At 71.5% G+C, this 13,796-nt stretch carries 10 protein-coding genes; 6 read left to right on the top strand and 4 right to left on the bottom strand.

Annotated elements, in window-relative coordinates; all coding sequences use genetic code 11:
* Positions 1-432: 432 nt before the first annotated feature.
* Entirely contained in the window at positions 433-1,947 is a 1,515-nt protein-coding gene (locus E1258_RS22205) for a glycosyltransferase family 87 protein (RefSeq protein WP_132404510.1), read from the top strand.
* A gap of 28 nt (positions 1,948-1,975) precedes the next feature.
* On the opposite strand, the gene E1258_RS22200 is transcribed toward E1258_RS22205, so the two are convergent.
* Together E1258_RS22200 and E1258_RS22195 are read right to left on the bottom strand one after the other, a co-directional pair.
* A complete protein-coding gene (locus tag E1258_RS22200; RefSeq protein ID WP_132404508.1) occupies positions 1,976-3,961 on the bottom strand; it encodes a hypothetical protein in 1,986 nt (661 codons plus the stop codon).
* On the bottom strand, positions 3,958-4,749 hold the full coding sequence (locus E1258_RS22195; RefSeq protein WP_132404506.1) for a deoxyribonuclease IV: 792 nt from the start codon (positions 4,747-4,749) through the stop codon (positions 3,958-3,960). The genes E1258_RS22200 and E1258_RS22195 overlap by 4 nt, the downstream gene beginning before the upstream one ends.
* A 633-nt stretch (positions 4,750-5,382) precedes the next feature.
* Between E1258_RS22195 and rpsF the strand changes: the two genes are divergently transcribed.
* The 4 genes from rpsF (at position 5,383) to rplI (ending at position 7,040) form a co-directional block, all read left to right on the top strand.
* A complete protein-coding gene (rpsF, locus tag E1258_RS22190) occupies positions 5,383-5,673 on the top strand; it encodes a 30S ribosomal protein S6 (RefSeq protein ID WP_007073791.1) in 291 nt (96 codons plus the stop codon).
* A gap of 82 nt (positions 5,674-5,755) precedes the next feature.
* On the top strand, positions 5,756-6,298 hold the full coding sequence (locus E1258_RS22185) for a single-stranded DNA-binding protein (RefSeq protein WP_207919668.1): 543 nt from the start codon (positions 5,756-5,758) through the stop codon (positions 6,296-6,298).
* Between the two features lie 41 nt (positions 6,299-6,339).
* Positions 6,340-6,579 (top strand): 30S ribosomal protein S18, encoded by a 240-nt coding sequence (gene rpsR / locus E1258_RS22180; RefSeq protein WP_007073789.1) that lies wholly within the window; start codon positions 6,340-6,342, stop codon positions 6,577-6,579.
* 14 nt (positions 6,580-6,593) lie between these two features.
* Positions 6,594-7,040: a 50S ribosomal protein L9 gene (gene rplI / locus E1258_RS22175; protein ID WP_007073788.1), complete on the top strand. Its 447-nt coding sequence runs from the start codon at positions 6,594-6,596 to the stop codon at positions 7,038-7,040.
* A gap of 79 nt (positions 7,041-7,119) precedes the next feature.
* On the opposite strand, the gene E1258_RS22170 is transcribed toward rplI, so the two are convergent.
* Positions 7,120-8,874 carry a hypothetical protein gene (locus E1258_RS22170; protein WP_132404502.1) on the bottom strand — a complete coding sequence of 585 codons (1,755 nt, stop codon included), beginning with the start codon at positions 8,872-8,874 and terminating at the stop codon, positions 7,120-7,122.
* Between the two features lie 400 nt (positions 8,875-9,274).
* Between E1258_RS22170 and E1258_RS22165 the strand changes: the two genes are divergently transcribed.
* Positions 9,275-12,766 (top strand): replicative DNA helicase, encoded by a 3,492-nt coding sequence (locus E1258_RS22165; protein WP_132404500.1) that lies wholly within the window; start codon positions 9,275-9,277, stop codon positions 12,764-12,766.
* A 59-nt stretch (positions 12,767-12,825) separates the two neighbouring features.
* On the opposite strand, the gene E1258_RS22160 is transcribed toward E1258_RS22165, so the two are convergent.
* A complete protein-coding gene (locus E1258_RS22160; protein ID WP_132404498.1) occupies positions 12,826-13,551 on the bottom strand; it encodes a maleylpyruvate isomerase N-terminal domain-containing protein in 726 nt (241 codons plus the stop codon).
* Positions 13,552-13,796 lie beyond the last annotated feature (245 nt).

Below are 13,796 nucleotides of genomic sequence, written 5' to 3'. Positions count from 1 at the left end.
TCATGTTGTCTCAGCAACTCCATGATCACCGACGGGCCGCACCCGTTCCGCGTCACCCTCCACCCAGGCCACGGCCCTACATACGGCCAGGTCAGACACACCTCAATCGACTACGCAAAGCCCCTGCCGGAGGGAGCGAGAATCACCGCGGTGACGGAAGCGGCCATGATGGCACCCGCTCTCGTCAGACGGTTGCGATTCGGTGCGTCGGCCCCGGCTCACGAGCGCAGGCCTCGGTGAAGGAACGGCATCGTCATGATCCAATCGCTCGAACTGAGCAATGGACAGATCCTGCTGGCAGGGCTCACCGGCCAATCATCGAACCGACACAGGCAAGACCAGGCGCCCCGGCGGGCGCGAGTCGATCATCGACCTGCGGTTGGCCGTCGGAAACTCTCGTCCAGAACGCACTTGTGCGGCAGGATGCCATTCATGAGCATCCAGCCGACGGCCGGCACAGACGACGCCGGAGCCGGTGACCACCCGTCCCGGTCGGACGGGTTCGTCCGTGGCGCCTCGGAACTGATCGGTGGCCCGTTGGGCGACCACGCGGTGGCGCTGGACCGGCCCGTTGCGCGGGAGAGCCGGTTCTGGACGGCCGCCCGGATCGTGTTGGCCCTGACCTGTCTGACCCTCGCCCTGCACTGGGTGCAGAAGTCCCCCTGCCAGGACGGCGCGTGGCAGAGCAACATCCAGTACACGCGGATGTGCTACACCGACGTGCTGGCGCTGTACTACGCCGAGGGGCTCAACGAGGGCAAGGTGCCCTACCGCGACCACCCCGTCGAGTACCCGGTGCTGACCGGGTACTTCATGGGTGCCCTCGGCCTGCCGGTGCATGCCCTCGGCGTCGACAACCCGGGGATCAACCAGGGGCAGTGGGCGTACAACGTCAACGCCCTGGTGCTCAGCGCCCTCGCGGTGGCCACCGTCGCGGTCATCCTCGCCCTGCGCCGCCGACGACCCTGGGACGCCGCCCTCTTCGCGCTGGCCCCCGCCCTGTTCCTCACCGCCACCGTCAACTGGGATCTGCTCGCCATCGGGCTGGCCGCGTTCGGGCTGTTCGCCTGGGCCCGCAGCCGGCCGGCGCTGGCCGGGGTGCTGCTCGGCCTGGCCGGCGCGGCCAAGATGTGGCCGCTGTTCGTCCTCGGGCCGATCCTGGTGCTCGCCCTACGCGCGAACCGGATCCGCGCCGGCCTCACCGCAGTCGGCACGGCGCTCGTGGCGCTCGTCGCGGTCAACCTCCCAGCGGCCGTGCCCTACCGCGACAACTGGGACCGCTTCTTCGAGCTGAACACGACCCGGCCCATCGACTGGGGCACGCTCTGGTACATCGGGCGCTACCTCGATGGCAAGGTCAACACCGGCGGCCCAGGCGCGATGGGGCCGTTCGAGTGGCTCAACGCCAACATCCCCACCCTGAACTGGATCTCATACGCCCTGTTCGGGCTGGCCTGCCTCGGCGTGGCGGTGCTGGCCCTGCGCGCACCGCGCCGACCCCGGCTGTCCCAGCTCGCCTTCCTCGTCGTCGCCGCGTTCCTGATCTTCAGCAAGGTGTGGTCGCAGCAGTTCGTCCTCTGGCTGCTGCCGTTGGTTGTCCTCGCCCGCCCGAAGTGGGGCGCGTTCATCGCCTGGCAGGTCGCCGAGATCGGCTACTTCGCCGCCTTCTACGGGGAACTGCTCGGCGCGGCGACCAGCCGCCCGGTCTTCCCCGAGGGGGTCTTCGTGCTGGCGTCGGCGCTGCGGCTGGGCACCGTCGTGGTGCTCTGCGTGCTGGTCGTGAAGGAGATCCTGCACCCCGAGCGCGACGTGGTGCGGGACACCTACGCCGACGACCCCGACGGCGGGGTGCTCGACGGCACGCCCGACGCGCCGTGGGTGGACCGCTGGCGGCGGCGCACTGAGCCCGCCGAGCCCGCCGCCGTGCCGGCCCCGACGCCAGCCTGAGGTGCACCCGCCCCGCGCCGGGGCACTGTCAGAGGTGGAAGACCACCGCGTTGTCGACCTGCTCGCGGGTGATGCCGAGGGCGTCCACGGGGGCGTCGATCGTCGTAGCCCACGGGGTGTCACCGATCTGGTCGCGCAGCACCACCACGTTGCGGACGCCCAGGCTGCGCAGGTAGGTCACGCTCGCCTGGTCCGGGAAACTCTCGGTGACCTTCCGGATTTCGGCCTGCCGCTCCGGGGTGAAGCCGCTGCCGCCGTTGACCACGTCCTGGAACCGGCTGGTCGACCACAGCATCACCGGCTGGTCGTGGTTCTGGCTGCTGGGCAGCACCAGCATCGGGCCGTCCACCGACCGCATCGCGGCCGGCTGGGTCGGCACCACCGGGTGCGGGGTGGCATTGAGCCCCTCGGCGATCACCAGCAGCAGCGGCAGCACGGTGGCCAGCCGCAGCCACGGGCCCGGCCACGGCGGGACCCGCTCAGCGGCCCACTCCCGCACCCGGATCGTGAAGGCGCTGACCGCCCCCGCGGCGAGCAGCGCGAGCAGCAGCGTCGTCCAGAGCATCATCCGCCCAGGCGTGCGCAGCCCGTTCCAGCCCGGCAGGTACTCGAAGAGCAGCCCGTAGGTGAAGGTGCCGCCGAAGAACCGGGTGCCCATGGCCAGGACCATGGTGACCACCACCCCGGCGAGCAGCAGCAACCGGTGCCGCAGCCGCCACACCGAGAAGAACAGCCCGCCCGCCGCCAGCGCGTAGAGCGCGAACCCGGGCAGCAGGGTCATCTCCGGGTGCCAGGGCAGCGCCGTTCGAGCCCCCTCGTGCAGCCCGCCCCAGATGCGGGACTCGGCCGGCGCGGTGAAGAAGCCCGAGAACGGCGGCGAGTAGATGTCGATGTCGCCGAGGGTCCGCGCGGCGTTCGGGTGCAGCTCGGCGACCTTGAAGTAGGGAATGGCCAGCAGGCCGCCCACCCCGGCGAACAGCAGCGCGCCGACGACGTCGGCGACGAGCAGCCGTACCCCGAACGGCCGCCGCACCGACCGGCGCCGGACGGACCAGGTGACGGTGGCGACCAGCGTCACCCCCGCCAGCACGTACGCGAACGGCAGCCCGATGCCGAAGCCCAGGCTGAGCTGCCAGGCGGCCACCACCCACCCGGCGTACGCCCACCCGGCGTGCCGCCGCTCGGGGCGGTACCCGTGGCGCAGCGACCAGCCGTGCCCCCGGGCCAGCATGGCCAGCGCCAGCGGGATGCCGCCGTTGGAGACGATGTGCAGGTGCCCCGCCTGGGCGAGCAGCCAGGGGGCGTACGTGTAGCCGGCACCGGCCACGGCCGCACCCGCACGGCCCGCGCCGAGCTGCCGGGCCAGCGCGTACGCCCCGAGCATGGCGAGCGCGTGGGCCAGCACGAACATGATGTTGTAGCGGAGCAGGGCCGCCTCGGGGCCGGTGCCGATCATGCCGACCGGCGCGTACCCGAGCAGCGTGTCGGAGAAGGCGAAGCTCCACGGCTCCGGGAAGAACGTGTTGGCGTGCCACAGCCGCGCCGGGTCGGTCAGCAGGATGTGGCCCGACCATGCCATCTGCCAGGCCTGGAGGCTCGGGTCCCAGTAGTCCTGCGGAAGCGTGTAGAGCGGATACCGCAGCGTCGGCCAGGTGAGCGCGACGGCCAGCGCCAGCGAGCCGAGCACGGCCAGGTTCCACTCGTGGACACCGAAGCGGCCGGCCGCCCGGAGGCCGCGACGCAGCCGCCCCGGCACCGGCTCCGGGGCGGGGGCGAACGCCTCCCACCGGTCCGGCTTCCCGCCCTCCCCGGCGGTGCTGTCGCCGGCCTCGCCGTCGCGGTCCTTCCCGGCCTCGCCGTCGCGGTCCTTCCCGGCCTCGCCGTCCTTGCCGCCTTCGGCGCGGTCCTTCGTGGCGGCGTTGCCCTCGGCCGGGTCCTTCGCGGTGGCGTCACCCACCGCCGGCTCCGTCCCGGCGGTGGCCTCGTTCTGGGTGTCGGACTGCTCGGTCGTCATGCGGCCCGGCCCCCCACGCCGAGCCGGTCGCGCAGAAAGGCGATGTCGGCACCCTGACCGTCCGCCCCACCCGGGGTCTCCACGATCGCCGGTGCGCCCGCTGCCCGGATCACGGCCACCACCAGCTCCGGGTCGATGGTGCCGCCGTCGAGGTTGTCGTGCCGGTCCCGCCCCGAACCGAACGTGTCCTTCGAGTTGTTGGCGTGCACCAGATCGATCCGCCCGGTGATCGCCTTCACCCGGTCGACCAGGTCGAGCAGCTCCTCACCCCCGGCGTGGGCGTGGCAGGTGTCGAGGCAGAAGCCCACCTCGTACTCGCCGAGCGCGTCCCAGAGCCGGGCCAGCGCGTCGAGGCGCCGGGCACAGGCGTTGTCCCCGCCCGCGGTGTTCTCGATCAGCACCGGCACGGCGAAGCCGCCGGCGTCCGCCGCGTACGCGAAGGTCTTGCGCCAGTTGTCGAATCCGACCGCCAGGTCGTCGCCCGCGTTGACGTGCCCACCGTGCACGATCAGGCCCTTCGCGCCGATCTCCGCCGCCGCCGTGGCGTGACCGAGCAGCAGCTTGCGGCTCGGGATGCGGATCCGGTTGTTCAGGGTCGCCACGTTGATGACGTACGGCGCGTGGACGTAGAGGTCGATCTCGGTGGCGCGCAACCGGTCGGCGTCCTCCCGGGGTTTCGGGGCCTTCCAGCCCTGCGGATCGGAGAGGAAGAACTGCACGGCCTCGGCGGCCCGGGAGGTCGCCTCGGACAGCGGGTCGGCGGAATCGACGTGGGCTCCGATACGCATGGAGGCGAGCCTACGTCGAGGTACCGACGCACGGGGCGACGGCGCGGGTCGGGTCGCGGCGTGCCGCGGCGTGCCGCGGTGGGCCGCGGTGGGCCGGCGGAGGCGCGGCCCGTGGTGGGCGTCACCCGGGTCACCCTCGGTCGTTGGTCCCGGTGGAATCGACGGTCGGCCCTGCCGGTAGCGGACCGCCAGGCGGGCACCGCGACGCGCGGACGGGCGTTCTGCCGCTGATAGGGCGAAATTTCTGTTTCGCTCCACACATGACGAAATCGTTGTACGGTCGGATAACAACACAATGAAGCTCCGCGGGGCGTTTCGGTCCAACCTCATCGGTGTGGTCGTTCCTCCCCAGGTCCCACCCAAGGAATGCGGACGGGACGCCCCGCGGCCTCGTGACCGGGGGCCTGTGGTCGACGCGCGATCGTCGGCCCGGGCCCCCGTGCCCGTGCCCGTGCCGGTCCCGCCGCGCCGAACCGCGAACGCCGACCTGCCCGGGCATGATCGTCCGGGCCGGGGTATCCTGGTCAGGTTGTCCGCGTCCGGACGGGTTCCCCCGTCCCGGAGCGGTCACGACGCACGACCTCCTGCCACGGAAGGACCGTGGCCGCCTAGCCCACAGGAGGTGAGCACGTCTTGCGTCATTACGAGATCATGGTGATCCTCGACCCCAGTCTCGAGGAGCGCACCGTCGCCCCGTCGCTCGACACGTACCTGAACGTGATCCGGACCGCGGGTGGCTCGGTCGAGAAGACCGACGTGTGGGGCCGCCGGCGCCTCGCGTACGAGATCAACAAGAAGGCCGAGGGCATCTACGCTGTCGTCGACCTGCAGGCCACGCCTGCGGCGGTGGCCGAGCTGGACCGTCAGCTGCGGCTCAACGAGTCCGTGCTGCGCACCAAGGTCATCCGGCCGGAGATGCGCTAACAGCAGTCAACCCGGTTCACCACCCGGATCAGCCTCATCAACGCTGTCGTAGGGCTCTGAGAGCCTGTACGGCGAACGATGAGTGCGCGAGGAGATGGTCATGGCAGGAGACACCACCATCACGGTCATCGGCAATCTGACCGATGACCCCGAGTTGCGTTTCACCCCCTCGGGGGCCGCGGTCGCCAAGTTCCGGGTCGCCTCGACACCCCGGTTCATGGACAAGGCGTCCGGCGAGTGGAAGGACGGCGAGCCGCTGTTCCTCGCGTGCACGGTCTGGCGTCAGGCCGCCGAGCACGTCGCCGAGTCGCTGCAACGCGGTGCCCGGGTGATCGTGTCGGGCCGGCTGCGCCAGCGGTCCTACGAGACCCGCGAGGGCGAGAAGCGCACCGTCATCGAGCTTGAGGTCGACGAGATCGGTCCGTCCCTGCGCTACGCCACGGCGAAGGTGCAGAAGATGTCCCGTTCCGGCGGCGGTGGCGGCGGCTTCGGCGGTGGCGGTGGCGGTGGTGGCAACCAGGGCGGCGGCGGAGGCAACTTCGACGACCCCTGGGCCTCGGCCGCACCGGCTCCCTCGCGCGGTGGTTCGGGTGGCGGCAACTTCGACGAGGAGCCCCCGTTCTAATGGCGCCGAGCGCCCGCGATCGCAAACCAGGAGCACGCGCAATGGCTAAGGCCGCTGCACTTCGCAAACCGAAGAAGAAGGTGAACCCGCTCGACAAGGACGGGATTACCTACATCGATTACAAGGACACCGCGCTGCTGCGCAAGTTCATCTCCGACCGCGGCAAGATCCGCGCTCGGCGGGTGACCGGCGTGACCTCGCAGCAGCAGCGGCAGATCGCCCGTGCGGTCAAGAACGCCCGCGAGATGGCGCTCCTGCCGTACACGGCCACGGCCCGCTGAGAGGAGGCACCGATATGAAGATCATCCTGACTCAGGAGGTGTCCGGCCTCGGTGCCCCGGGTGACATCGTCGAGGTGAAGAACGGCTACGGCCGTAACTACCTGCTTCCGCAGGGCTTCGCGATTGCCTGGACCAAGGGTGCGGAGAAGCAGGTCACGGTCATCAAGCGGGCCCGCTCGGCCCGCGAGATCCGCGACCTCGGCCACGCCAACGAGGTCAAGGCCCAGCTTGAGGGCCTGAAGGTCAGCCTGAAGGCCCGCGCCGGCGACGGCGGGCGGCTCTTCGGCTCGGTCACCCCGGCCGAGATCGTCGACGCCGTCAAGGCGGCCGGCGGCCCGGCGCTCGACCGTCGGCGGCTGGAAACGCCCGGCCACATCAAGTCGCTCGGCGCGTACCCGGTCAGCATCAGGCTGCACCCCGAGGTGACCGCCAAGTTCGACCTGAACGTCGTCCAGGGCTGACGTCCGACAGCACCAACCCGCAGGGCCCGCACCGGTGATCCGGTGCGGGCCCTGCGCGCGTCCGGCGCGGCCGATCCGGTCAGCCGATGGGCTGCCCGGTCACCGCGCTGATCATCACCGTCGAGAGCCCGCCGCCGACCACCGCCGCCGCCAGCGCCACCGTCGTCGCCCGCCACGTCGTGCCGACCCGCCGCAGCAGCAGCGCGACCACGAGACTGCTGGCGAGCGCCAGGCCGAACCGGGGCACCCCGTTGACCAGCGAGCCGAGGGCGTGCGATCGCGGTGAGTCGCAGCCGCCACCGCTGATGTCCGTGACGCAGCCGGCCGGTGCCTGACCGTCCAGCGTCAACAGCCAGACGAAGACCAGAATCACCGGCAGCAGGTAGCAGGCCGCCGTGTAGACCAGCGGACGGAACGGCCCGCCCGGGTCCGGATCGAGCAGGTCGTCCTCGAGACGGCGGTTCCATGACCTGGCGGGGATCGGCTCCGCCCGCCGCCGGGCCGGCACGTCGACCGCCCGTGCACCGCCGACCGCCTCAGCCCGGCGACGGGCCGCCTCCGCCCTGCGCCGGGGCGCCGACCGTGCGCGGGGCGTGGTGTACGGCACCACCGGTGACCGCGGCGCGGAGGCGGGCGCGTCCATCCACCGGGGATCGTCGTCGGCGAGCCGGGTGTCCGACCAGAACCCCTCCACGTGCTCCGGCCAGGACCACCCCTCGACCGAGCTCTCCCCGGACCGGGGCTCCGCCGCCCGATCCCAGCGCCCGCCGTCGTCGACCCGGTCCCACTGCCCGGCGTCGGTGGTCGACCGCTCCCAGCCCCCGGTCTCGCCGGCCGGCTCCCACCGCCCGATGTTCCCGGTACGGTCCCACCGGCCGATCTCGCCCGTGCGGTCCCACCGGCCGATGTCGCCGATCTCACCGGTCTGGTCCCAGCGCGCCGCGCCGCCCGGTGACTCCCACCGGCTCTCTACCGACGACCGGTCCCACGCGTGCACGCCCGAGGCGTCCCACGGATCCACCGCAGGCTGGTAGGACGCCGCCTCGGAGGTGGCCTCCGGCGGATCCGCCGCGCCCCGCTCCCACGGATCCACCGCCGGGCGGGTGGACCAGGAATCGGCGTCCGCCCGGCGGCTGCGGCGGGTTCGTCGCCCCACGCCCTCCGGCGCAACCGACTCGGCCGCGCCCGTCGCGGTGACCACGTCCTCCAGCTCGGCCGCGCCCGTCGCGGTGACCACGTCCTCCAGCCCCGACCAGATCACCTGCGGGCGGCGCGACGCCGAACGGCGGGGTCGCGCCGCCCGCGCCGCCCCCGACACGGGGTCGTCCTCGCCGGCCCGCCTGCTGCCCACGTAGCCGTCGTCGTGGGAGGTTTCGTCGCGCCACCCGCCGGATCGCTCCGGCTCGGGGTCCGCCTCGATCGCTGGAGCGTCGCGCCACCCGGCTCGTTCCGGCCCGGGGGCCGCGCCGGCCGGCGGAACGTCACGCCACGTCGTTCCGCTGACCCGCCGCCGACCGGTGGTCGTCTCGGTGGTGCGCCATCCCGCGCCGGAGCGGGGCCGGGCGTCGCCCTCGTCATCGTCGTCGGGTGCCGCGTGTCGACCCCCACCGTCGGCTCGCTCGACGCCCGAGTCCAGAGCCCACCGGGGCAGGTACGTTTCGACCGGCTCCTGCTGGCCGCGACGCGCGGCGCGGCGGCGGCTCGGGGTGCGGTAGCGCTCGGCCGCAGAGCTGTGCGAGTCGGCCGGAGGCTGGTCGCCGGAGGCGTCCCACGGGAGGCCCGGCTGCCACTCGCGCGGGCTGCCCTCCCCGCGTCCCCAGTCCCGGTGTCTCACGGCCGGAGCGTGACCCTTCTGAACCGAAAGTGCAATCCGCTGTCCAGGTGTAGCCGTTTACAGGAGATAGTACGGGACGAAGCGCCGGGAAAGCTCACCAGAAATTTCTCCTCCACAGGGTGGGGATGACGATTGCCCAGGTCACGGCGTTTCGGGGGGGAATTCCCCACCACTTATCCACAACCTGTGCACACCCTGCGCACATGCTTGTCCACCGGCGTCCACAGGTTGTCCCAAGGCTCGTCCACCGGCCTGGTTGAGTCGCTGACCTCGGGTTCCGTATGGTTGCCTCTCGACCGACGGTGCGATGACCCCCGATCGACCCGACCGGTCCGATCGGACGTCGTCGCGCCCAGCGGCGGAGCGGTAGTCCAAGCCGACGCAGCGGAGGGGGGATCCCGTGTCGGTCACCGACGACATGCGGACGGAACCACGGAGCGGCGGCCAGCCATCGGCTCCCGCGCAGAGAGACGGCCAGTTCGAGAAGACCCCGCCCCAGGACGTCGCCGCGGAGCAGTGCGTCCTCGGTGGCATGCTGCTGTCCAAGGACGCCATCGCCGACGTCGTCGAGATCCTGAAGTCCAACGACTTCTACCGGCCGGTGCACGCCACGATCTTCGACGCCATTCTCGACATCTACGGCCGGGGCGAGCCCGCCGACGCGATCACCGTGGCCGCCGCCCTGGCCGACTCCGGCGACCTGGCCCGCATCGGCGGCGCGCCCTACCTGCACACCCTCATCGCGACCGTCCCGACCGCCGCGAACGCCGCCTACTACGCCCGGATCGTCGGGGAGCGGGCGGTGCTCCGCCGCCTCGTCGAGGCCGGCACCAAGATCGTGCAGCTCGGGTACGGCACCGGCAACAACGGCAGCCGCGACGTCGACGACATCGTCGACCTGGCGCAGCAGGCCGTCTACGAGATCACCGAGCGCCGGGTCAGCGAGGACTTCGCCATCCTGGCGGACATGCTCCAACCCACCCTCGACGAGATCGAGGCGGTGGGCGCCCAGGGCGGCGTCATGACCGGCGTCCCGACCGGCTTCACCGACCTCGACCGGCTGCTCAACGGCCTGCACCCCGGCCAACTGATCATCGTGGCCGGTCGGCCCGGTCTGGGCAAGGCGCTCGCGCTGGACACCCCGCTGCCCACCCCCGACGGCTGGACCACGATGGGTGAGGTGGCGGTCGGGGACCGGCTCCTCGCGGCCGACGGCACCCCGACCATCGTCACGGCGGTCTTCGAGGTACGGCACGACCGTCCCTGCTACGAGGTCGAGTTCTCCGACGGCTCGGTCATCGTGGCCGACGCCGAGCACCTGTGGAGGACCACCGCCCGGGAGGGCGTGGTGACGACCGCCCGGATCGCCGCCACGCTGCGCACCGGGACGACGGACCGGCGACCCCGCTACGCCGTCGAGAACTGCGCACCGCTGCGGCTGCCCGAGCGGGACCTCGCCGCCCCGCCGTACACGCTCGGGGTGCGGGTCGGCGGCGGGCACGCCGAGGGGCACCTCCCGCCGGAGTACCTTCGCGCGTCGGAGGACCAGCGCCGGGCGCTGCTCGCGGGCCTGATGGACACCGCCGGGACGGTGACCCCTGCCGGGGACCTGCGGTACACCTCGACCTCCGAACGGTTGATCGAGTGCGTCCGGGAACTCGTGGTCAGCCTCGGCTACCGGTGCACGGTCGACGAGCAGCCGGCGCGGGAGGGCTCGTCCGTCGCGTACACCGTGGACTTCTCCACGGCCGATCCCGTCTTCCGCCTGGAGGACAAGCGGGCGGCGCACGCCGAGCGGACATCCCCGGACAGCCGCGCCCGGTTCATCGTCGACGTCCGGCCGGTGCTGAGCGTCCCGGTCCGCTGCGTGACGGTGGACAACCCGGACCACCTCTACCTGGCCGGCCGGTCCATGATCCCGACGCACAACAGCACCGCGAGCATGGACTTCGCCCGGAACGCGGCCATCCGAGCCAACCAGGCGTCGGCGATCTTCTCGCTGGAAATGAGCAAGGTCGAGATCGTCATGCGACTGCTTTCGGCCGAGGCCCGCGTCCCACTGCACGTGCTGCGCAGCGGCCAGCTCTCCGACGACGACTGGACCAAGCTGGCCCGGTGCATGGGCGAGATCAGCGAGGCCCCGCTCTTCGTCGACGACACGCCGAGCATGAACCTGATGGAGATCCGGGCGAAGGCGCGTCGGCTCAAGCAGAAGCACGACCTGAAGCTGATCGTGGTCGACTATCTCCAGCTCATGACGTCGCCGAAGCGCACCGAAAGCCGGCAGCAGGAGGTTGCGGACCTGTCCCGTGGCCTCAAGCTGCTCGCCAAGGAGGTCGAGTGCCCGGTGATCGCCGTGAGCCAGCTCAACCGTGGCCCCGAGCAGCGTACGGACAAGCGACCGCAACTGTCCGATCTGCGCGAATCGGGTTGCCTCACCGCAGAGACCAGGTTGCTCCGTGCGGACAACAACGCCGAGGTGACTCTGGGCGAGCTCCTTGCCGGAGGGGCCAGGGACATCCCCGTCTGGGCGCTCGACGAGGGGCTCCGCTACACCCCTCGGACCATGACCCACGTCTTCCCGAGCGGCACCCGTGAGGTCTTCCGGATGACGCTGGCGTCCGGGAAGCAGATCGATGCCACCGCCAACCACCCCTTCCTGACCTTCGCGGGCTGGGTACCGCTCGGAGAGCTGGCGGCCAGGGCACGTATCGCCACACCGAGGCACGTTCCCGCGCCGCTTGCCTCCAGGCCGTGGCCCGAGGAAGAGGTGGTGTTGCTGGCTCATCTGCTGGGTGACGGCTCGTTCGTCCGACGACAGCCGATTCGGTACGCCAGCTGCGATGAGCAGAACCTGCGTGCTGTTGCGGAAGCGGCGAAGTACTTCGGCATCTCCCCTGTCCGGGATGACGACGCCGCAGCAGGGGCGACCACTCTGCGGCTGCCTGCCCTGCACGGACCAGCTGAGGGTCGCCGGGATCCCGTTGCCGAGTGGTTGGACGGACTCGGGCTGTTCGGGCTCAGGTCGCACGAGAAGTTCGTGCCGCAGGCTGTCTTCGGTCTGCCCAAGGCACAGATCACTTCCTTCCTCCGTCACCTGTGGGCGACGGACGGTTCCGCCTGCCGCAACGAGTCCGGCCACGGTGGCGGGGTCTACTACTCCTCGACCAGCCGCCGAATGCTGGAGGACGTCTCCCGTCTCCTGCTCCGGTACGGCATCACGGCCCGCCTGGAGGTCGTACCGGTTGCGCGCCAACAGACCCAGTACACGCTCGACATCTGCGGGCGGGACGACCAGCTTCGCTTCCTCCGGGAGATCGGGGTGCACGGCGAGCGGTCGGCCAACTGCGCTGCCCTTCTGGTCGCCCTGGAGGCGAGGGAGAGCAACACCACCGTCGACACCGTACCGAGGGAGGTCTGGTCGGAGGTCCGTGGGATCCTGATCGACCAAGGTCTGAGCCAGCGGGACGTCGCGAAGGCGATCGGAGCTCAGGATTGTGGCAGCGCGTCGTGGGAGCGTGCCCCCAGCAGGTCCAGGCTGGCGAAGATCGCTGCGGTCCTCGACTCGGTGGATCTTGAGCTGCACGCCACCAACGACATCTTCTGGGACGAGATTGTCTCGATCGAGTCGATCGGTGAGCGTGAGGTGTACGACGCGACGGTCCTCGGCACGCACAACTTCATCGCCAACGGCATCGCCACCCACAACTCCATCGAGCAGGATGCTGACGTGGTAATCCTCCTGCACCGGGATGACTACTACGACAAGGAGTCGCCGCGTGCGGGGGAGGCGGACTTCATCGTTGCCAAACACCGGAATGGGCCGACCGACTCCATCACCGTGGCCGCGCAGCTCCACCTCTCCCGCTTCGTCGACATGGCGATCGTCTGAGCCGGCGAGGCCGCGCCCCCGGCCGCTGAGCCGCCCAGCCGCCCCAGCACCCCAGCCGCTCAGCCGATCAAGGGGAACCAGCCGGCAACCTCGCCGAGCGCCTGCCGGTCCCGGTCGGTCAGCGGCACCCGGCCGGCGGCCTTGAGCAGGAAATCGCGGTCGTCCCAGTCCGCCGGGCGGACCGCGTCGTCGCTGAGCAGGCCGCCCAGACTCGTCACCGCGACCCGGACGGGCAGTGGGGCGGGCGGCGGAGCGTCGGACAGGTCGACGATCAGGTCGAGGTGGTGCACGACCGCCTCGGTGGTGAGCGTGGCCAGCAGGTCCGGTACCCGCAGCACGTGGCCCTGGGTGGCGACGAAGCCGGCCGGGTCGGCCGCGGCGGCGGCGCGTACGGCGGCGGGGGCGGTGTCGGCCCAGACCCGGACCACTCCGCTCGGGCGTTCGAAGGCGGCGGCCGAGCGCCGGGCCCACCCGGCGTGCCGGGCATCGCCGCCGGCGTCGTTGCGCGTCGCCCGCCGACCGGTCCCGGTCTCCGCGCCGTCGGTCGACGGGGCGAAGGCCCGCCAGTAGGAGACGTCGTCGGAGTCGGCCGGCCCGTCGGCGGGGCTGGCGAGCGCGACCAGTGCCCGCTGCGCGTCGCAGAGCACGTGGAACAGCAGGTCGGCGACGAGCCAGCCCCGGCATCGGGTGGGCCGTTGCAGGCCGGCGTCGTCGAGCGGGGCCACGACAGCGGTGATCCCCGCGTACGCCTGCGCCAGCGCCTCGGGCTGCGAAACGGCCGTCATGGACGCAGCCTCGCACGGTCAGATGCTCACGTCATGTCGGCGACGTGGGGGTGCCACCGGACGGAGCATCCCCACGTCGCCGACGCGGTCAGGCGCCCGCACCCTGCGGGCGCGCCCGGTCAGTCGAAAAGTTCGCCGAGGAAGCCGCCGTGGTGCTTCTTGCGGCGGTAGTGGCCGTGGTAGCCGTGCGATTGGCTGTGCCCGCCATGCGCGGGGGCGGGCACAGCCAATCGCACGGCTACCAC

This window comes from Micromonospora sp. KC207 (assembly GCF_004348615.1).
GTDB lineage: Bacteria > Actinomycetota > Actinomycetes > Mycobacteriales > Micromonosporaceae > Micromonospora.
Note: the sequence above shows the minus strand (reverse complement) of the source record. Positions and strands in the feature narration are given on the sequence as shown.